The sequence below is a fragment of the Paenibacillus sp. 102 genome (genome assembly GCF_039549175.1).
In the GTDB taxonomy this organism is placed as follows: domain Bacteria; phylum Bacillota; class Bacilli; order Bacillales; family Bacillaceae_G; genus Bacillus_A.
This window is the reverse complement of the sequence record NZ_JBCGHT010000012.1, coordinates 71,524-93,257: the sequence shown is the minus strand read 5'-3', so window position 1 is coordinate 93,257 and position 21,734 is coordinate 71,524. Positions and strand designations below refer to the sequence as shown.

Sequence of the window (21,734 nt, the reverse complement as noted above, 5' to 3'; positions counted from 1 at the left end):
ACTCACAACTTGTCATAGTTCAATTTTATTTCGAAGTCGTTTTACATAATTCCGACTAACAGGAATCGACTGCTCATCATACCTTTCTAAATAAAGATTATAGGTTCCGTTATAATAAGGCTTTAGTTCCTGAACATACTTAACATTTATTAAATAACTTTTATGAACGCGTAAAAAATCATATGCTGTTAATTTATTTTCTAATTCTTGAAGTGTGTATGTTGAAATATACTGATTATCTGTTGTATATATCGAAACGGTTTTATTCTCCTTATTCTTGCTTACATATATAATATTATCTGGAAAAACATATGTAATTCCTTCATGACTTTCAATTGGAAGTTTGCGCAAATGATTTTTTATATTCTTTCCTTTTTCCTGCTCTATTCTATGCAACAGAAATTGTAAGTCTTCCTCACGAAAGGGCTGTAATAAATAATAAAATGCTTGGAAGCGAAAGGCTGTTATTGCCTCCTCTATATTCTTACCTATAAAAATAAACTTTGCACTACAACTTAATTGTTGTAATAAACTAGAGAATTCAAAACCTGTTCCATCCTTTAATTTTGTATCTAAAAAAACAAAGTCAGGAATATGCTTTTTGGCTACTTGTAAAGACTCCATTCCTGTTCTTGCTTCAAAGCACTCTATATTTCGCATACTTTCTGTAAATGTCTCAATTAATCGATTTCTATTTTCTGTCTCTTCCATGATAAGTAAAATTTTCATCTGCCCAACCACCTAATTGTTTTGTCCATATGTCTTGTTGTATACATTCGCTTTAGTACAAAACAATCCCTTTTTCTATGCATATTTTCTATTTAATATGCTACTCTTTTTCTGAATAATAACAAAGGAAGGAAGTCTTTTGGACTTCCTTCCTTTGTTATACCAATTCTTGTTGCTTCGTTTCCTGTCCAAGTACAACCACTGCAAGCACTCCTATTAAAATGGAACTGCAAAAGATTGTAAAGATTAAAGAAAGAGAAGCTTGGGAAGCAACAAGGTAACCTACTAACAACGGACCAAGAATACCGCCAATACGGCCAAATGCTGCAGCCATACCTGCCCCAGTACCGCGAATTACTGTCGGATACTGCTCAGGTGTATATGCATATAACGCACCCCATGCCCCTAGATTAAAGAAGGACAATAGCATTCCTGCTACCAATAATGTCGTAAGCGATTCAGCTACTCCAAAGACGTAAGCACTACATGCTGTGCCAATTAAATACGTAACTAAAACAAATTTACGGCCGAGGCGTTCAATAAACCATGCGGCAGTAAAGTACCCTGGAAGCTGTGCCAATGTCATGATTAATACGTACTGGAAACTTTTTATTAAACTAAATCCTTTTAACACCATCACACTTGGTAGCCAAAGGAACATGCCATAATAAGAAAAGACAACACAGAACCATAAGATCCATAACATAATCGTTGCTTTTCGATATTCTAAAGACCACACTGCCTTTATATTTGTAATCACAGATTGTTTTTTCTCAACCTTTTCAAACCTTGGTGAATCTGGTAAATTCCATCGTAAATATAGTGCATAAAAAGCTGGAATCGCACTTAATGCCATCGCTACTTGCCAGCCATACTTTGGAATTACAAAATAAGAAATAAGAGCTGCAATTAACCAACCACCAGCCCAAAAGCTTTCTAGTAATACAACAATTTTCCCACGCTCATGCGCCTCAACGCTTTCAGATACAAGTGTCGAAGCGACCGGTAATTCTCCGCCAAGTCCCATACCAATTAAAAAGCGTAATATAATGAATACTGTTAATGTCGTTGATAAAGCTGTTAAACCACTACCGATAGAAAATAATAATAACGTTATAATAAAAACAGATTTCCGGCCCATTTTATCTGCTAATATGCCAAATAAAAGTGCCCCAACCGCCATACCGATCGAATTTACACTTCCAATCCATCCCATCTCTTGGCTACTTAGTCCCCATTCTTTTTGTAGTGCCACGATGACAAATGATAGCATCCCAACATCCATTGCATCAAATAACCAACCAAGCCCCGCTATTCCAAGAAGCTTGCGCTTTGAAATTTCTTTTATATCCCCCACTAGAAGTCCTCCTTACACAGGTGTCTTTACACATCATTTTACATGTGTGTATTGTATAAGTAAAATACTTTTATCTTGCTATTTAGGATCGGTAAGACCCTCACCTCAATATTCAGAGAGAAACACGAGAGATACAGCCCTCTATTGATGAAAGTTTCACTTTATTTCTACACTTACTTGTAAGGTTTTATTTTAAATTCCCCATAAGAAGCCTCCCTTATTAGCAAGAAATACTTCACAAATTTCCCCAAATATATAAATCCAATTTGATTTTCCAACATATAAATTGCGGCTATGGAAACCAAAAAGAGACTTCCATTCATTTTCTCCTTCTGTTTTCACATGGCATGAGGCTAAAAAAGGAACTGACCACTTCTATCCACCGGCAGATTCTCTCTACCACCTAAAAGGAATGGTTTTACGTCGGTCTTTCAATCCGTATTTATATAAAAAAAAAAGCAGCGATATTTCGCTACTTTTTCGAACGCATCACTTCTTTTAGAAATTCAGCTAATACAAGCTGACGACGCCAACGCGTCGGATTACTACATAGACGGTAAAACCATTCTAAATGAATGGCCTGAATCCATTTTGGCGCACGTTTTACTTCTCCTGCCCAAACGTCCAAACTACCCCCTACACCAACAGCTACCTTTGCTTGCAAACGATGCTTATTATTTTGAATAAAGTTTTCTTGTCTCGGGAATCCGAGTGCTACAAGTAATAGATCAGGCTTTGCTTCTTGAATACGAGAAATAATATCTTCTTCCTCTTCTTGTTTGAAGTAGCCATCTTGTGTTCCCACAATAGATACAGCTCCATATGTTTTTGTTAAATGATCAGCCGCACCTTTCACAACATGTGGTTTTGCTCCAAGTAAAAAAACAGACACAGATTTATTCTCTTTCGACAACGCTCCAAATAAATCACTCATTAAATCAAAACCTGCTACGCGCTCTTTTAATGGTGTACCTAGCATACCGCTTGCTTTTACAACACCAATACCATCTGGTGTAATTAAATCTGTTTGTAAAAGTGTTTGATGAAAACTTGGATCTTTTTTCGCACACATTACAATTTCCGGATTCGCTGTTACAACTTGAAATGTATGAGTTTGTTCTAATTCTAACTGCTTCATGATATATCGAATTGTCTCTTCCATTGTCATCGTAGAGAAAGGGACACCTAAAATATCAACTGTTTGTACTGCCATAATTATAATCCTCTCTATTTCAATAAAAGTTTTTTATATGCTTTATGAGTATCTTCATATAGATTTCGTAATGAGAAATGAGAAGAAGCATGCTCATACAAACGTTCACCCATCGATGCTAATTCACCATTCACCCACTTCCTATAGCCTTCCTCTAATGCAATTGCTAATGCATGCGCATCACCAATCGGTACAATCCATCCATATGTATGATCCACAATCAACTGTTCCATATCACCAACATTTGTTGCAATAGACGTTAAACGTTGATTTGCGGCTTCTAATAATACAAGTGGGAAGCTTTCACTATAAGAAGTTAATAAATTAATATGAGCGGATGCATATAATTCTTTTACATCCGAACGATATCCTAAAAACATCACTTTATCTTCTAAACCTTTTTGCCTTACTGTCTCTTTCAATTCTGTCTCAATTGGACCATCGCCAACTAACAATACTTTTATGTTAGGAATCGTTATTTTTTGCAAGGCATCAAATAAAATATTATGTCCTTTTACAGGATGAAGACGCGCTACTTGAATCGCTGTAAATACTTCTTCTTCTATGCCCAGTTTATCTTTCATATTATAAGGCCTTGCTGGAACATCGTCATACTCAATCCCGTTATAAACAGTACAAATTTTATCTTCTGGCACACCGAGTGCTACAGTATTTTTCTTAAAACGTTCTGTAATTGCAAAAAACAAATCAACTTTCTTATAAGACTGTAAGTTTAACTTTGTAAAAATCCACCCTTTTAAACCACGCTTCATAAAATCGAGGGTTGGATCACTATGAACCGTTGTTACCCATTTTGCACGTATCTTCCTTTTTAGAAGAGAAAGATAAAAGTTCGCGCGCGCGCCATGTGTATGTACAATATCAAAGTGTTCTTCGTTAATAAACGTACGTATTTTGGAAAGAATCGATATGTCATAACGAGATGATTGAGAAAAAACGTGCACCTTAATTCCGAGCTCTCTTGCTTCTCTAGCAATCGCACCTTCTTCAAACACAAGTAGTTCAACTTCATCTTTTGGAAATTGCGACAAAAGTGAAATAATGTGAGTTTTCCCGCCACCTTCTTCTGCTCCAGCATTCATATGCAACACTTTCATCTCTTTCTTCCTCCATCTTTATGTTCTCTTATAGTTACTATAACAAAAAATAAAAGCTAACGTGACGCTAGCTTTTATTTTTCTATCATTCAATTTCTAAATCAACGATTAAATATGCAAAAATTACAGCAAAATAAATACTTACTCCAGGCGCCGTTAATACATGTCCCGCTATAAATGCGATACCCAATGCTAAACCGAGTGCAGTTGCTAATAATCCGTATTTGACTGTAAATACATCCTTAAATCTAGTTACTAATACGAGAAGAATTTTCACACCAAAATATAAGAATGGGATTAAAAGTAGAGCAAAACCGACAATTCCAAATGTATAGAACCAATCATGGAAATCTCTTTCAATTAGTTTCGGACCCTGATCCTCTTTAAAGTTACCGGAATACCCCATTCCTAATAGTTTTTGAGATGTTGGAGCTTCTGCATAATAGTCTTTATACATTTTCTCAAATATCTCACGTCCACTGAAAATCATTGCTTGTGTTTCTTCTTTTTTCTCTATTTCTTTTTCTTTTGCGATTTCTTTTTCTTTTTCCTCTTGTGTAACAGGAGGTTTATGCTGCGTCTTTTCTTCTTTCTTTTCTGCTTTCTTTTCTTCCGCCTTTTTCACTTCTTGCTTTTGCTCAAAAATTTGGAAGTGAAGTCCTATATTTTTTAAGAATGGTGAAAATGGTGTATACGCTAATACTCCAGCAAAAACGACAGTTGCAAGGATGCCGTTCAGTAAATATGGCTTCTTCTTTCTATCTTTACGCTGCAGGAATGCTTGGACATAACACATGAAAATAGCAACAACCATCGTACCAAAAATGGCTCCAACTCCCACCTTTGTACCAACAGCAAATAATGAGAAGATAATTAAAATAGAAGGAATCCAAAAATAACTCTTCGCTATGCTTGTTGTTTTTTCAATTGAATATAGAACGACAATTGGGCATATAACTGCTAAAATGGCCCCTAGTTCATTTCCTGCATAGAACCAACCACGTGAACCAAGTTTCACCCATTCGTAGCTATTATAATCCGTTCCTGTCGCAATCGAAATAACCATGATAATATTTATAATTAACGTTGCATACACAATGTAGTTACGCATTTTGGAATACGTATTTGTTTTTTCTCTTAATGATTTAAACACAAAAATGTAACAAGTAAGCATGATTAATGGATATAACGATTTTGCTATAAATTTAACTTCTTCTCCCAACATAATAGGGCTTTTGATAAATTTATTGTTTACTAAACCTGCTGCAAAAACAATCCCGACTACTATTAAATATATGACATATTTACGATTTTCTTTTTCTCTTGCTTGAAGCAAAATATAAATTCCACCAAGAGCCATTACAAATAAACGCGTAATAACCCCAATTGTTGTATCAATTTTCAAAACCATGATGCAAAATGATGTGAGTAAGTCTAAAACTGGCTGTAACATAATGAAAATCAATAAAAAATTTCCAAATTTATTACCTAAATTATTATTTTCTAACATCTCGAACCCCCATAACTATCATAACCTTATCTCACTTTATACAATTTACAATAAATCCTTAACTCGTCTCAAATATTTATTATAACATAATTTTTCAGTTAACTACTTGATATTTTCACTTACTATATATATAGATATAGGATAATATTCTTCCTCCTTATATGTTACACATTTCGTATTTTCAAACGCTTTCTTTCCTCATTTTTTCTTTTTTTCTACATGTAACGAAAAGTAATTGTTATTTCTAAAACTTTAGTGTATATTTTGCTCTGGAACATCTTTAAGAGGAAGGAATTAGAGCCATGTTATTAATCGAAATATTTACGTTTCTCGGCATTATCGCCGCTGCCATTTCTGGTACATTAGTTGGTTTAAAGAAAGATCTAGATTTATTTGGTGTCCTTTGTTTAGCTGTAGCTACTGCACTCGGTGGCGGAATTATTCGTGATATTATGATTGGTAACCTACCTCCCGTTGCATTTGTACAACCGATTTACTTTTTTGTCAGTGTATTAGCCGCTCTTTTTACTTGTATGTTTTTTGAACGCATTAATAAACTTCAAGTTGTCATTATGCTTTCAGATGCTGTCGGTTTAGGCGTTTTCACTGCTATTGGCGCAAATGCTGCCATGTCACATCATGTTGATGCTTCCTTCTTAGTTGTTTCGATGGGTGTTATTACAGGTATTGGTGGAGGGATTATGCGTGATATTTGCGCTCAAGATATTCCCTACGTATTCCGCAAAGAGATTTATGCAATTGCTTCTATTTTAGGTGCGATTAGTTTCCTAATTACGTATGAAATGGGTGCACACGTATTAGCCTTTTATATTTGTTTACTAGTAACGTTCATCATACGTGTAGTCACTGTTATATATAATGTGCATTTTCCAGTCTTCTTTAAGACACATGCAAAGGCTAATGCTAATAAAAGTCATTAAGAGAATTCAAGGTGAATTCTCTTTATTTATGCCTAAATATAAATAAACTCACCATTTTTAAAAATGATGAGTTTTCTTTTCTCCCATACCTTAGTATTTCTCCGAAAAAAGGCTTTACTTTATTTTTTGAAAAATAGCCTTTGACAATAGAATGACAACATATAGACACCGAAGCTTTGTAAAATGAATAGACTCGGTATAGTTAAATTACTATATACAACATCCTTATTTAAAAGTTTCATGCCAATATATCCTATTATAAGTAAAAGTAACAACATATAACCCTCGCTCTTTTGCTTCTGAATAAGAAAATGTAAAAGCGCGATTGACATAAATAAAGTTACAGCTATAAAGATACGTTTTTCACCTTTTAGTAATATCCCGTTCATTCCTTCTGAAGATAACCGATCTGCACTTAGCTTAACGGCAGCTAACCGTTCTGTTTCTAACTCGCTTAAATTTTGATCCAGGCGTTCTTTCATGCTTTTTGCTTGAACTGTTTCTTGTTTATTACGCTGCTCCCCAATTAAAACCGATTGCACATACGTATCATTAGAAATGGCATACTGCTTTATTCCCATTGCTTGAATCCCATAATTCATGCCGAAATGAGTCGCATAAAATACAGCCAAAACTCCTATCAATTTTAACAATACATTTTGTTTATCTGCACTCTGGAATACTTCCACTAACAGAACATACACAATTACTAAAATAAGTATAAATGCGCCTACTGGATACATCATATTACTAAGGGCAAATAGTATTGCAGCACACGCCCATATGTAAGAATGACTCAATCCTTTATGTATTAATATGTAACTTGCAAAGTAAAATAGAAATATAGAGAATAATTCTCCTGTTAATAATGAACAGGAAAGAATATTTGGCAAATATAGTGAGTAAAACACCGCCGCAATTCGACCGCATTCTTCTTGAAATAAAATTGCAGCGATTCGATAAATGAAAAATGCTGTTCCTGCGCAATATAAAACATTGCATAATTGCAAAACAAATGTTGCATCGCCAAATACACGAATTAATACTGACTCATATATAATGAAAGGAACTTGACTAACAAGAGCTATATTACTACTGCTCCCTAGCGCAACTTGTTTTGCAGTCTCATACATAGCTCTCATATCTCCTATAACTGGAGCATCAAAAAAGAGAATCGCTACAAATCTAACAAGCACCGTTATACTCATTAGAAAAATGAGAAACTGTTTATCCGTAAATCGATATTGCAAAATAGAAGAGAGAAGTAACAGTAATATAACGAAAATTGATAGCACAATCGTTAAACTTGTAGCGCTTCCTCCAAAAAATTGCTTACTTCCCTCGAAGGCGTTCCAACAAGAATAAACAAAAAAAGCAAGCATAGTTCCAATAATCATTTTACTAAAAAAAGATGAAAACCCTGTTTGTATATGATTCATATGTATATTGCACCTCTATTCCATTCATAACACAACGATTCTATCACGAATGGACTCATGACAGTTAGAAAATTTATATGACAAAAATATAGCAATCACTTTTTCACTTGCAATGTAAGCGAAACCTCTTTTACACTACAATCTATACAAAGTAAATTTTCTTTCAGTTACACGCATAGAAATACAATGTTATTCTATTTTAATAAAGTACAGTTGTTATCCCGCATTAACGGGGAGCCCGATTGGTGAGAGATGATACTCAGTGAAGGATGAAGAACCCCTACTGATTAAAGTTTCACTTTATCGAATCTCAATCTTCTAATTAACAAATTGCATTCGGTAAAAGACACCTATCTTTTTTATATTGTAAACAAGCATGCCACTCTGATTGAAAACATAAATAGGAGTAGATTATATGGATAAGAAATTTATGAGAGAATCGAAAGCAATTAAAACAACGCGTGTTTTCCCAAATGATTTAAACAATCATCAAACATTATTTGGCGGAAAATTGTTAGCAGAAATTGACAGTATTGCATCTATTGCAGCAGCAAGACATAGCCGGAAACATTGCGTAACAGCTTCCATTGATTCCGTTGACTTTTTAACCCCAATCCACCAAACGGATTCGGTTTGCTATGAGGCATTCGTTTGCTATACCGGTAGATCCTCTATGGAGGTATTTGTGAAAGTCGTTGCCGAAAATTTATTAGAAGGGGAACGCCGCATTGCTGCAACCTGCTTCATTACATTCGTAGCAATAAAAGATGGGAAGCCGTCTTCTGTACCGCAGGTGATACCAGAAACAGAAGAGGAACATTGGTTATATAAAACGGGGAAAGAGCGTGCACAAAGTAGAAAAGATAGCCGTTCAAAAAGTAAAGAAATGGCTGATGTATTAACCTTGAATAAACCTTGGAGTTTATAAACGAAATATCCATCAGTGGAAGAATCACTGCCTCAAAGTAGCTGGAACCTTACTTTGGGGCAGCTTCTTTGTTTACATAAAAATAATCTTCCTTTTCTAACATAATTAATACTGAATTCTGTCCAATTCCGGCCTTGTTTCGCTATAATTTTTAAAGTGAATATAACCACATCCGCTTATATCACCTCAATCTTCCTTTTTATGAATCATTACGTATAGGTGATAACACCAATTATACGTTCATTTACCATCACTCCATTCCGCTTATTAAGCTAATATATAAATGGAACAAAACCTCATATTTCATCTAAAGGTTTTATTCTCTCTGATCTATCAACCAATAGTTGCTTTACAAAGTTTATGTGCGGTAAACTTATACCCGTAGTTATTAACTACGGGTAGTAATTGATTCATTAAGGAATCTATTCCACTAACTAATATGATTCACATGAAAGGTGCTGTATTTGACTTTCATTTGTATGGAAAGGTGAAATTATGCAAAAGTCACTTGTATCAAATATTTTCTATAAAATATTGCTCAATACCTTTAATATCATTCTCCCAATTTTAGTAGGCCCTTACGCCTATCGAACACTCGGGGCAACTTCAATAGGGACAGTTAGCTCCGCTGAAACCATTTTTAATTATTTTTTCATTTTTGCTGTATTTGGTGTATATCAATATGGATTACGTGAAATTAGCTTAGTGAAAAATGATAAGAAAAAAGTTTCGCAATTGTTCACAAGTCTATATGTGATTAACTGTACAACAAGCATCCTGGCTCTAGGGGCATTCGTACTCTTTAGTTACCTTGGATACGGTGACCAAAATTTATTTCCTGTACTACTCATCTTTGGATTTAATTTTATTTCAAATTTGTTTTATGTAGAATGGTTTAACGAGGCCCATGAAAATTATGATTTCATTACGAAAAAAACTGTTATCGTTCGACTTACTTATGTAGTACTTCTTTTCGCTTTAATTCATGGGGTGGACGACTATAAAAAATTCGCTGCTTTATTAGCCTTATCAACATTTTTAAACCATATCATTAGCTTTATATATGTGAAGCGTCGAGTTAAATTTGATTTTTCTAATTTAACAATTGTTCCACATTTAAAGCCTTTATTGTTAGTTGTTATATTTTCAAACGCTAATATGCTATATACACAATTAGATCGCTTCTTTTTATTAGAGAATAACGGAGAAGCTACAGTCGCTTTCTATGTAATGGCTTTTCAAATTATGACCATTATTAACACACTTATGTTAAGTGTTGTACAAGTTACGATTCCAAGGCTTTCTTATTTATCAGGCAACGCAACTGAAGAAGAATACGAATCATTACTAAACAAAATTTCAAAAGTATATTTCATTACGTTGTTCCCAGCTGCTATTGGTTTAATGCTTATCGCTCACGGAGCCGTTATTATTTACGGCGGAAAAGAGTATGCTGCTGCTGGTGACACATTAATGGTTTTTGCATTTTATATGATTTCAGTAGGAATTGAATCTATTTTATCCAACCAAATTATTTACGTGAAAAAGAAAGAAAGTATTTTAGTGCGCTTTTTATTCATCTGCGGTTTTATCAACCTTGTATTAAATTTCGCACTGGTATTCTTCCGCGTACTTACACCAACAACAGCAATTATTACAACAACGATAGCTAACTGTACATTGATTGTATTGGAATATATTTATATAAAAAAGAAATTGAAAGTAAATTACACATTATTCGATATGGAAAAGCTAAAATACTTGTTTTATTCACTAACGTTTTTACCAATAGCATTCTTAGTGAATACGGTAATTTCAGGACAAATTCTACAAGTTATTGTCACAATGTTAGCATGCGGATTAGCTTATGCACTTATCCTATTCATAGCAAAAGATGAGATTCTCTTTATGCTGTTAGACAAAATAAAAGCAAGATTCAAACGAGCTTAATGCAATATAACACAAACGTACAAACTCTTTTCTAAATATAAACAAATGAACCCTCTTTAAGGAGCTGTTATAATTGAAATTCTCTTTAATCATGGCCACTTGCGGCAGACGTGATGATATTATTGATCTACTAAAGTCGTTAGAAAAACAAACATATAAAAATTTCGAACTCATTGTAGTTGACCAAAATGATACACCTATTTCTGATCTCTTTGAAGACTACAAAGAGAAATTCGCTATTAATTATATTTATACGCCTATTAAAGGATTATCCCGTGCCCGTAATGCAGGATTAAAAGTAGCTGATGGCGATATTATTGCTTTTCCAGATGATGACTGTATTTATGAAACCAACGTGCTAGAAAGCATTCTAGAAACATTTAATACCGATAAAGATATTCAGTTTATATCAACGAATACTACAAATGTTGAAGGAACAGGATCATTGATACTTGCACCCGAAACAAATATTATTTTAAATGACAAATATGGCTTCATGGGACCATCTTTTGCACTATTCTTTACGAAACAATTTGTACAAGATGTTGGTACATTCAATGAAGACTTAGGTGTTGGATCAGGAACAATTTACGGGGCCGGTGAAGAAACTGACTTCGTACTGCGCGGTATGAAAAATGGATATACAGGACTATTTAGAAAAGACCTATTCGTATACCATCCAGTAAAAGAAGAAGTAATTAATGAGCAATCATTAAAAAGAGCTCTTTCCTATGCCGGTGGCTTCGGAAAAGTGATTCGTTTACATTATGGCTTCCCTTACTTTTTACGTGCAGTTGCGGCTGCTACATTCCGCATGACGCAAAACGTTTCAAACGATAAACGTAGGTTCCATGCAAATCGCTTAAAAGGAATCGTTCGAGGATATTTTAAATAGAAGAAAAAGAAGAGCAACCGTTCAATATTAGAACAATTTGCTCTTCTTTTTTTTATCTAGTTTTCCTCTCCAAAAACAAAATAGTCTCCTTTAGTCCCTCACGATAAGATGTCTTTGGTACTTTACCAACATAACGCTCATACTTTTCTCCACTCAATACAACCGGTTCTTCTGTTAAATACAACATTTCTACAAACTCTTTCATTTGTTTATCAAGTAGGCCAATCATTCCAATCATACGTTTTTTTACAGTCATTATAGGTTTTGTATAGCCGGTTAATTCTCTTATATGCCCAATCATCTCTTCCCCTGTAATCACACCATAGCCTGGTATATTCCAGCTTTGTCCGTATGCATCATCTCGTAATGCTAGTTCAACAATAGCTTTAGCTCCATCCGGCGTAAAAATATATTCCCTAGCAAGTTTCTTATCCCCGACAAAGCTAGATATTTTATTTGCAAGAACACCTTGCAGTGTATGATGAACAAGCGTACTTTCTGCATTCGGTCCATAAAAATCTGGAAAATGAGCAGTAAGTACCGGCACGCCAGCCTGTTTCGCCATCAATTCAAGCTGCAAACGAATTTTCCCCTTCTTTGTGTGTGGATTCTTTACAGCCTCTTCCGTTACCTTCTCTCTTCCTTGTCTTCCATACGCATAAATATTATCTACCATCGCTAATTTAGCACCATGATGTTTCGTCGTTTCTAATATATTTTTTAGTAACTCTGGCTGCTTTATCTCCCAATCTGTATACGGAATATTTATAGCATGAAATATAACATCTACACCTTTAGCAGCTTCCATTATATTTGCTTGCTTAAATACATCTCCTTCCACTATTTGTATTTTCTCTTCATTGTAAAACAGTTTTTCTAATTTCTCCTTATTTCTAGCAAACGCAATTGTATCAATCCCTCTCCCACACAACTCCTTTGTAATTGCATACCCCATTGATCCAGATGCTCCCAACACTAACGCTTTTTTCATCATCATATCCCCCTTTTAATTAACCACTGTTCAATTAATGTTAAAAAGAAAATCACTTACATCAGAAGCGATTTTGCAATAAAATTCACATGTGCTTTAGCTAAATCTTGTACATCTTCAAACGTTTGAACGTTTCTACAATAATGCGATACAAACCCATGTAATGATAAAAAAACAGACCATATAGTCATTATACTTACCTTTCCATTACATAAGGAAGATATAACATTAGCGAACTTATCGTAACTAGCATTTGGTTCATCTGCTAGACATTCTTTTAATTCTTCATCTTTAATCAAAAACATAATTTCATAATGACTTTGATTTCGTAGACCAAATTCAATAAAACCTAATAACACTGCTTTTAATTGTTCTTCTCGCTGTAAATTTTGAGCAATCGTTTCATCTAGCTTTTGGTCCAATAATTGGAAATCTCGTTCAACCATCGCATAAAAAAGCTCTGCTTTATTTTTAAAATGATAATAGATTGATCCATGACTATATCCGAGTTCCGCTGCGATTTTACGCATTGAAGTATGCTGATACCCTTGTTTTATAAATAAATCCCTTGCTACATTCATAATCATTTCTCTCGTTAATTCTTGTTTAACTGCTCTTCTTGGCGACATTTCTCATACCTCACAATTTAATTAACCACCGTTCAATTATATTATATTATTCTTCCCCAAAAAAGCAATCCTATTTTTGAAAAAATATACATTTTGAAAGGATAGCATTATATCCGAGAATTTAGTATCATGATTCAAGGTACTACTTTGAAATGGACGGAGGACATTATGAGCTTATTAACAGTTGAAAATTTAGGTCATACATTTGGTGATCGTACACTATTTAAAGACGTATCAATGCGTTTATTAGCAGGAGAACATGTTGGTTTAGTTGGTGCAAACGGCGTTGGTAAATCAACATTTATGAATATTATTACTGGACAACTTATCCATGATGAAGGACGCGTAGAATGGACACCCGGTACACATTACGGATATTTAGACCAACATACAATCTTAACACCGGGCAGAACGATTCGTGACGTATTAACAGATGCGTTCTTGCCTTTATTTGAGAAAGAAAAAGAACTCAATATCATTACTGAGAAAATGGGAACAGCTACGCCGGAAGAATTAGAAGAACTTCTTGATCAAATGGCAGAGATTCAAGACGCGCTTGAAGCAGGTGGTTTCTATTTATTAGATATTAAAATCGAAGAAGCTGCACGTGGTCTTGGAATTGATGCAATTGGATTAGACCGTGATGTTTCTGCATTAAGCGGGGGGCAGCGTACAAAAGTATTACTTGCAAAGCTATTACTTGAACAACCAGAAGTACTATTACTTGATGAGCCGACCAACTATTTAGATGTTGAACATATTCAATGGTTAACAAATTACCTAAAAGAATATCCACATGCATTCCTTCTAATTTCCCATGATACGGAATTTATGAACAAATGTGTTGATGTTATTTTCCATCTAGAATTCTCAAAAATGACGCGTTACACAGCGACATATGAAAAGTTCCTAGAGCTAGCTGAAATCAATAAAAATCAACATTTAAACGCTTATCAAAAGCAGCAAGAATTCATTAAAAAACAAGAAGATTTCATCGCAAAAAACAAAGCTCGTTATTCTACAACAGGTCGTGCAAAGAGTCGTCAAAAACAACTTGACCGCATGGAGCGTATTGATCGCCCAGAAACAGCAATTAAACCAGAATTCTCTTTCAAAGAATGTCGCGCAAGCAGTCGCTTTGTCTTTGAAGGTGAAGATGTAGAAATTGGATACACACATGCATTATTACCAAAACTAACGATGACTATTGAGCGTGGAGAAAAAATCGCGATTGTTGGATGTAATGGCGTTGGTAAATCAACATTATTAAAAACAATCCTAGGTAAAATTAAACCATTAAGCGGGAAAACAAGCCTTGGTGACTTCTTAGAACCTGCATACTTCGAACAAGAGGTAAAAGCTGAGAATGTAACGCCAATCGATGATGTATGGAACACATTCCCAAGTCTAGATCAGCACCAAGTTCGTGCAATGTTAGCACGATGTGGTTTGAAAAACGAGCATATTTCTCGTCCATTAAGCCAATTAAGCGGTGGAGAGCAAGCGAAAGTCCGTCTATGTAAATTAATGGGTGAAGAAAGCAACTGGATTCTGTTTGATGAGCCAACAAATCATCTTGATGTTACAGCTAAAGAAGAATTAAAAAAAGCTTTAAAAGCATATAAAGGAACAATCCTTCTTGTATGTCACGAGCCAGACTTTTATGAAGATTGGATAACAAAAGTTTGGAATGTAGAAGAATGGGCTGGGCAAAACAATTAACCATATTTGTATGGTATACTATTTTCCATGTGGCAGTTTAGAACATCTGTACTGCCACATATTGTTTATCAATAAGACCTTATCAATGTTGGAGGCTATAGTATGCTTTTTAATTCCTATGAATTTATGTTCTTGTTCTTACCTATAGCAGTTATTGGATACTTCTTATTACAAAAAGTAAATCGAAACCTTGCAAAACTTTTCTTAGTAGGTATGTCTCTCTACTTTTATGCATATTTCGAAACAAAGTATCTACTGCTAATAGGCGTTTCATTATTTACCAATGCCATTATAGGTAACCAAATTATACATAAAACAAATGAAAAAACTAGAAAGATATTATTGATAGTCGGCTTACTTTTTAACATCTCGTTGCTAGGATATTTTAAATATGCAGATTTCTTTCTAGATAATGTGAATCTTTTATTTGGAACTGATTTTCCCTTACTAAAATTATTACTACCTTTGGGGATTAGCTTTATCACTTTCCAAAAAATAGGTTTCTTAGTCGATTGTTATAAAAAAGAATTAACAAAGTTTAATTTTATTGATTTTTGTTTATTCGTAACATTTTTCCCGCAACTTATCGCGGGGCCAATTGTCCACCATAGTAAAGTTCTACCTCAATTCCAAGATGAATCTAAAAGGAAATTAAATATAGAAAATATAACAAAAGGACTCTATATCTTTGGAATTGGTCTTACTAAAAAAGTCGTAATTGCTGATTCATTAGCACAATGGGCTGATTTCGGATTCAGTAACGTTAACCAACTATCTACAACCGACGCTTGGATTTCCTCACTCGCATACACATTACAACTCTATTTTGACTTTAGTGGATATTGTGATATGGCAATAGGTGCAGCGTTATTATTCAATATTACATTACCCGTTAACTTCTTCTCTCCTTATAAATCATTAAATATTCAAGAGTTTTGGAGACGTTGGCATATGACATTAGGACGATTTTTCACTCAATATGTTTATATTCCACTAGGCGGTAGTCGCAATGGAAAAGTTCGAACTTATATTAATTTATTTTTAATTTTCCTTATTAGCGGAATTTGGCATGGAGCTGGATGGACATTTGTTATTTGGGGTATTTTACATGGTCTAGCTATTGTGTTACATCGTATATTTACAGACTTGGGATGGAAGATGCCTAAAGTTTTTGCGTGGATTTTAACAATGGGGTTTGTGCATGTTGCATGGGTATTTTTCAGAGCCACTTCAGTAACAGATGCTTTGACAATGTTAAATCGTATGTTCAATATAAAATATCTAGATGTTTCAACAGCACTTATTCAATTCCGCCCCGAAACATTAGCAGGCGTTTCTAAATTAGATAATTTAATATACACAATTACTAATCTTTTCCCTTTCCAAGTAACAGGTAATCAGTTCAATTTCCAAACCATCCTGTATTTATTAATAGGGATAGCTATTGTATCACTTACAAAAAATTCTATAGAAAAGTTAGAATCTTTCCGTCCAAAACCGATTTATGCTTTCGCATTGGCAAGTATGTTCATACTTTCGTTAATGTACTTAACTCGTGTAAGCTCGTTCTTGTATTTTAATTTCTAATAAACGTAGGTGAAAAGTATGTATAAACGTTTTATAGGCTGGTTTATTATATTTCTATTCGTTTTAGGCGGAATAGTCTGTTCTATTGTTTATAAACTAGATCCATTATATATGTATAAATTTAAAAAAGATAACTATTTTTATGCGACTGAACGCTATCAAATGCCTGGACTCATTAAAAATATGGAATATGAAACTTTGTTCGTAGGTACTTCCATGGGGAGAAACTTTCTTGAACCTACGGCTGATCAATCGCTTCAGACCAAGAGTTTTAATGCTTCTCTTCCTGCCTCAACAGCAAGAGAACAAAAGATGGCAGCTCAGTTAGCTATTAATTCAAAAGCTGTTAAAAATGTCATTTGGGAACTTAATTTATATTCTTTTTCTGGGAAACCCGATTGGGTATTAGAGGGTAATTCACCCTTTCCTACATATATGTACGATACAAACAAAATAAATAATATAAAATATTTCCTTAGTCCATACTCTCGAAAAATGGCCTTACAGAACTTTAAGTTACAATTAGATCCAACAAAACTCACACAGGATCCTTATTGGCTTTATAAATTTGGAGATAAGGAAACTAATTTCACTGTAGAAAATGCTAAAAAAACTATCGATGCGACGCCTCTTCAGCCAATAACTGAAGGTTGGTATCATAAACCAATGCTCGAATCATTCGATGATAATATTGTTTCATTTGTAAAACAGCATCCAGATGTACAGTTTACATTCTTTTATGCACCATATCCAATTACATATCATGTAGTTTCAAATAAAAATGATCCACAGTATACAAAAGAAAATATACTATTTAAAAAAGAAGTATTTAATAAACTCAAAAAGCTTCCTAACGTTAAGCTCTATGATTTCCAAGATCAAAAAAATATTACATATAATCTTTCTAATTATATGTGGGATCAAACACACTACTATAGATATATAAACGATTGGATTATAAAAGAACTATCAGTAAAAGAACCAATTACTAATGAAAAGGATTATGAACAAAGATTATCAAATTTCGCAAATGAAGTAATGCATTTTGATGCTTCTAAATTAACAAATACAGATGTAAAACCTAACTAAAAAAGGGGCTCCTCCATAAATTGGTTTCACCGACTTATGGAGGAGCCCTTTTTTTGTATATAAAAAATTATCTCGTCCTGTATAGCTGTAAGTAACTACAGTACATTCTTCAACTTCTAACTATGATTTGTGTCTTTACTAATTTTATTAATTCATGCCATCAACAGGATTTTTCTTATTATAAATATGGTTAATACCAAAAGCGGCTAGAATAACCAGAGGCAGTGTAACTGAATAATGATATCTTGATGCTACTTCTACCAATAGTTGCGCTAGTGTTAACCCTATAGCATAAAGACAAATAATGAAAACTGCAGATTTATTTCTATTTTTAAATGCTGTCACTATACCTAAAAGCGAAGTTGCAATTAAGAAATAATAAAAAACATTAGAGATTACGGTGTACCTTACCGTATGATCCAAAACTGATTGTGCATATGTGACAGCCTGGCTATCATCCTCTAAAAAAATGAAGAACTTATCAAAAAATAACTGTGGAAAATCTATATTACCACTTTGTATTCTCTGCTTCGCCTCTTCTAACATTTGTTTTTGAGCATCATTTGCACTCCATCCCGGTTTATCACTGTAATGGATAAGTAATTCAGAATCTGCTGCATTCCATGTTCCTGAACTTTCTGTATTAAACCCTACATGAATATTGTACCCAGGTGTTGAGGCTATCTCTTCCCCTAAACGCGCTGTTATATAATGATTTGCTGCTGAAGAAAAAATAAAGTATCCCAATAAAATAACACCTAAGTATATTGCCTTACTTACAAATAGTTTTTTATTTCTCAAATGCCTTGTATCTATTATGAAAAGCCATATAGCTAAAGCTATAATCGGTACCGCTGCAATTGGACGTACCATGTTCATTAACGCAAGTAATAAAGCTAATAACACGGAATAAAAGAGCAATTTTTTAATACTCATACTTGGAAGCTTCTCATAAACAATAATCATAATTACCCAAATTAATAACAGTATTGTGCAATACAGCGGTTCGGAAATTACAAACATATTATAGATAGTTTGTGAAGGCAAAATAATCCATAATACACTTGCAGTTATTGCCGTTCTCACACCACCAATTCTTCTACATATAAAATATATTAATCCCATTGATATTGTTGATAAGACCACATTAACAATAGGTGGAATCATATAGCTTACCCCAAATATTTTAAAGATAATACTTAAGAACGATGCATATCCAAAAATGTGAGGAAAGAGCGCTACATATCTGCTACTAATAACAAAATTTTTACTGAGAGATTCTGCAGTATAATAAAAAGTTGCATAATCTACGAGTGGTTCAATTTTATATAAGAAAACCCAAGTTAATTTAACGGCCAAACAAATAATTAATAATGCCAAAAAACATTTTGTTTCGCTTAATTTTTCAAGATACAATGAACCTTTTCTAAGTATAAAAGTCCCAATCAAGCACAAGAATAAAAAACTAACTAATAGTAATACATAATTGTATTTTTGAGTATCAGAGAAATAGTTAATAATTAATACTGAAGCAAAAAACCCGTAAATCATATATACGGTTCTTGCCGAAAAAGTCGATAACCCTTTAAAAAATGTGTTCAACAATTACACTCCTTTAACCTAAATTTATACTCCACTGCTACAATAGCATCTTTATATTGTTCAAAAAAACAATCCCGAAAACTGGCCTTCGTTACTTAATTAAATAGAAAAAACCTAAAAAACCCCGAATAATATTATTCTTCTTAAGATCTCCTTATATATCCCAGTCGTTGAATTCCACTACAAATTACTATACATGAATCACCCTGGGATTTCCATATTCGATTTGGCACCGACAATTATAAGTTATATACGAATTAAAGTTATAGAAAAAACTTTTTAGCTTCCTATATTCAAACGATTCATTCTTATAAGGATTAGAAATACAATAGAATTTTAATCAATGGTTTCCCATCTTCCCCCTAACTTCTTTGCTTTCAACAAATTTCGCAGCTCCAATAATTTAATTACTAGTCAAAGCGAAAAATTAATCTACCCAAAATATGTAACATGTTACTAGCAACTATGATATAATTATTAGTTGTTATGTATGAATAACATTTCAGTACTACCTATTTTATTTATATATTTTATAAAGATGAGGATACTATTATGGAGAAATTCTTAAAGTTTGGTTTAGTAGGAATCTTTAATACACTTATTACAATTATCAGCTATATAATCTTAGTTAAATTCGGGATGAATTACCTGATTGCAAATATAATTTCCTATTTAATTGGCGTTGCAAATAGCTATTATTGGAATAAAAATTGGGTGTTTCAATCTAACAATAAAAATTTATCAGTGTTTTTCAAATTTCTGACTGTAAATCTAATCGTATTAGCTTTTAATACATTTAGCTTGTTTATATTGGTAGACAAACTTTTATATAATGAATTTATTGCACAAATTTTCGCGATTGGCATTGGTATGATGATAAACTTTTTCCTTAATAAAATTTGGACGTTTAATCAAAGCGAAAACTCCTACTAATTACAACCCATTAAAACTTATTGAAACTATGGAGGAGAAAAATATGGACAAACTCATTTCAATTGTAGTTCCTATGTATTTCGAAGAAGAAGTAGCACAGGAATGCTATAATCGTTTAAAATCTGTCATGATTCAAAATAATATAAATTATGAATTTGTATTTGTAAATGATGGAAGTACAGATCGAACAATGGAAATCTTAAAAGAAATTGCTGCAAACGATTATCGTGCTAAAGTTGTTAATTTCGCACGTAACTTTGGTCATCAAACGGCTGTAACTGCAGGTATTGATTGCGCAGACGGGGATGCTATCGTAATTATAGATGCAGACTTACAAGATCCGCCAGAAGTTATTCCTGAACTTATAGCAAAGTGGGAAGAAGGCTATGAAGTTGTTTATGCTAAGAGAAAACAACGTAAAGGTGAAACTTGGTTTAAACTTTTAACAGCTAAATATTTTTATCGCTTCTTAAACTATATGTCTGACATCAATATTCCAAAAGACACAGGTGATTTTCGAATTATCGATCGTAAAGTAGCAAATGTTTTCAAACAAATGACAGAACGAAATCGTTTCATTCGCGGGATGATGTCTTGGATTGGATTTAGCCAAACATATGTTGAATATGAAAGAGATGAGCGTTTTGCTGGTGAAACAAAGTATCCACTAAAGAAAATGATTAAATTCGCATCAGATGGTATTATCGCATTCTCTACGAAACCATTAAGAATCGTCATGACATTAGGCCTAATGTCTGTTTTCATCTCTATTGCTGTTTTACTATACACTGTTATCATAAAGATAATTGGACAAGATATTCAAACAGGCTGGGCATCTATTATGGTTGCCATTACATTCTTCAGTGGAATTCAATTACTTGGCCTTGGGATCGTTGGGCAATATATCGCTCGGATTTATGATGAAAGTAAAAACCGTCCAATTTATATTGTGAAAGAAACAATAAATGTCGATCAGAAAGATACTTCTGATTCTAAAAGAGAAAAGGTAAATTCATTATAAATAGAAACAAAAAGGTATCGTTATAAAATATAACGATACCTTTTTGTTTAGAAAACTCGTTTTCCACCATATTTTATTCT

General features: G+C 33.5%; 18 protein-coding genes. 9 read left to right on the top strand and 9 right to left on the bottom strand.

Annotated elements, in window-relative coordinates; all coding sequences use genetic code 11:
• Window positions 1-12: 12 nt before the first annotated feature.
• From AAIE21_RS21230 to AAIE21_RS21210, 5 genes are all read right to left on the bottom strand, one after another.
• Complete coding sequence (locus AAIE21_RS21230; RefSeq protein ID WP_343268604.1) at window positions 13-729, bottom strand: LytR/AlgR family response regulator transcription factor; 717 nt, start codon at window positions 727-729, stop codon at window positions 13-15.
• Between the two features lie 157 nt (window positions 730-886).
• Complete coding sequence (locus AAIE21_RS21225) at window positions 887-2,086, bottom strand: MFS transporter (RefSeq protein ID WP_343268603.1); 1,200 nt, start codon at window positions 2,084-2,086, stop codon at window positions 887-889.
• A gap of 472 nt (window positions 2,087-2,558) precedes the next feature.
• A complete protein-coding gene (locus AAIE21_RS21220; RefSeq protein ID WP_343268602.1) occupies window positions 2,559-3,299 on the bottom strand; it encodes a WecB/TagA/CpsF family glycosyltransferase in 741 nt (246 codons plus the stop codon).
• 14 nt (window positions 3,300-3,313) lie between these two features.
• A complete protein-coding gene (locus tag AAIE21_RS21215; protein WP_343268601.1) occupies window positions 3,314-4,417 on the bottom strand; it encodes a glycosyltransferase family 4 protein in 1,104 nt (367 codons plus the stop codon).
• An 85-nt stretch (window positions 4,418-4,502) separates the two neighbouring features.
• Window positions 4,503-5,927 carry an O-antigen ligase family protein gene (locus AAIE21_RS21210; RefSeq protein WP_343268600.1) on the bottom strand — a complete coding sequence of 475 codons (1,425 nt, stop codon included), beginning with the start codon at window positions 5,925-5,927 and terminating at the stop codon, window positions 4,503-4,505.
• A 302-nt stretch (window positions 5,928-6,229) separates the two neighbouring features.
• On the opposite strand from AAIE21_RS21210, the gene AAIE21_RS21205 reads away from it, so the two are divergent.
• Window positions 6,230-6,868, top strand: a complete 639-nt coding sequence (locus tag AAIE21_RS21205) for a trimeric intracellular cation channel family protein (RefSeq protein WP_343268599.1) — start codon at window positions 6,230-6,232, stop codon at window positions 6,866-6,868.
• Between the two features lie 119 nt (window positions 6,869-6,987).
• Here AAIE21_RS21205 and AAIE21_RS21200 read toward each other — a convergent pair whose 3' ends face one another.
• On the bottom strand, window positions 6,988-8,307 hold the full coding sequence (locus tag AAIE21_RS21200) for a hypothetical protein (protein WP_343268598.1): 1,320 nt from the start codon (window positions 8,305-8,307) through the stop codon (window positions 6,988-6,990).
• A gap of 415 nt (window positions 8,308-8,722) precedes the next feature.
• Here AAIE21_RS21200 and AAIE21_RS21195 point away from each other — a divergent pair, with 415 nt between their 5' ends.
• The 3 genes from AAIE21_RS21195 (at window position 8,723) to AAIE21_RS21185 (ending at window position 12,080) form a co-directional block, all read left to right on the top strand.
• Window positions 8,723-9,235, top strand: coding sequence for an acyl-CoA thioesterase (locus AAIE21_RS21195; RefSeq protein ID WP_343268597.1), 513 nt, complete (start codon window positions 8,723-8,725; stop codon window positions 9,233-9,235).
• A gap of 495 nt (window positions 9,236-9,730) precedes the next feature.
• Entirely contained in the window at window positions 9,731-11,185 is a 1,455-nt protein-coding gene (locus AAIE21_RS21190) for an oligosaccharide flippase family protein (protein ID WP_343268596.1), read from the top strand.
• A gap of 73 nt (window positions 11,186-11,258) precedes the next feature.
• The gene (locus tag AAIE21_RS21185) at window positions 11,259-12,080 is read left to right on the top strand and encodes a glycosyltransferase family 2 protein (RefSeq protein WP_343268595.1); all 822 of its coding nucleotides are present in this window, start codon (window positions 11,259-11,261) and stop codon (window positions 12,078-12,080) included.
• Between the two features lie 52 nt (window positions 12,081-12,132).
• Here the strand turns inward: AAIE21_RS21185 and AAIE21_RS21180 are convergent, their stop codons facing one another.
• On the bottom strand, window positions 12,133-13,071 hold the full coding sequence (locus AAIE21_RS21180; RefSeq protein WP_343268594.1) for an SDR family NAD(P)-dependent oxidoreductase: 939 nt from the start codon (window positions 13,069-13,071) through the stop codon (window positions 12,133-12,135).
• Window positions 13,072-13,127: 56 nt separating this feature from the next.
• A complete protein-coding gene (locus AAIE21_RS21175) occupies window positions 13,128-13,700 on the bottom strand; it encodes a TetR/AcrR family transcriptional regulator (RefSeq protein ID WP_343268593.1) in 573 nt (190 codons plus the stop codon).
• A gap of 129 nt (window positions 13,701-13,829) precedes the next feature.
• On the opposite strand from AAIE21_RS21175, the gene AAIE21_RS21170 reads away from it, so the two are divergent.
• The 3 genes from AAIE21_RS21170 (at window position 13,830) to AAIE21_RS21160 (ending at window position 18,098) form a co-directional block, all read left to right on the top strand.
• Complete coding sequence (locus AAIE21_RS21170) at window positions 13,830-15,422, top strand: ABC-F family ATP-binding cassette domain-containing protein (RefSeq protein ID WP_343268591.1); 1,593 nt, start codon at window positions 13,830-13,832, stop codon at window positions 15,420-15,422.
• 102 nt (window positions 15,423-15,524) lie between these two features.
• Window positions 15,525-17,009, top strand: coding sequence for an MBOAT family O-acyltransferase (locus AAIE21_RS21165; RefSeq protein WP_343268590.1), 1,485 nt, complete (start codon window positions 15,525-15,527; stop codon window positions 17,007-17,009).
• A gap of 18 nt (window positions 17,010-17,027) precedes the next feature.
• The gene (locus AAIE21_RS21160) at window positions 17,028-18,098 is read left to right on the top strand and encodes a hypothetical protein (RefSeq protein WP_343268589.1); all 1,071 of its coding nucleotides are present in this window, start codon (window positions 17,028-17,030) and stop codon (window positions 18,096-18,098) included.
• A gap of 147 nt (window positions 18,099-18,245) precedes the next feature.
• Here the strand turns inward: AAIE21_RS21160 and AAIE21_RS21155 are convergent, their stop codons facing one another.
• Window positions 18,246-19,700 carry a glycosyltransferase family 39 protein gene (locus tag AAIE21_RS21155; protein WP_343268588.1) on the bottom strand — a complete coding sequence of 485 codons (1,455 nt, stop codon included), beginning with the start codon at window positions 19,698-19,700 and terminating at the stop codon, window positions 18,246-18,248.
• 552 nt (window positions 19,701-20,252) lie between these two features.
• On the opposite strand from AAIE21_RS21155, the gene AAIE21_RS21150 reads away from it, so the two are divergent.
• Together AAIE21_RS21150 and AAIE21_RS21145 are read left to right on the top strand one after the other, a co-directional pair.
• Window positions 20,253-20,633 carry a GtrA family protein gene (locus AAIE21_RS21150; RefSeq protein WP_343268587.1) on the top strand — a complete coding sequence of 127 codons (381 nt, stop codon included), beginning with the start codon at window positions 20,253-20,255 and terminating at the stop codon, window positions 20,631-20,633.
• Window positions 20,634-20,676: 43 nt separating this feature from the next.
• A complete protein-coding gene (locus AAIE21_RS21145; protein ID WP_343268586.1) occupies window positions 20,677-21,654 on the top strand; it encodes a glycosyltransferase family 2 protein in 978 nt (325 codons plus the stop codon).
• The last annotated feature ends 80 nt before the right edge of the window (window positions 21,655-21,734 follow it).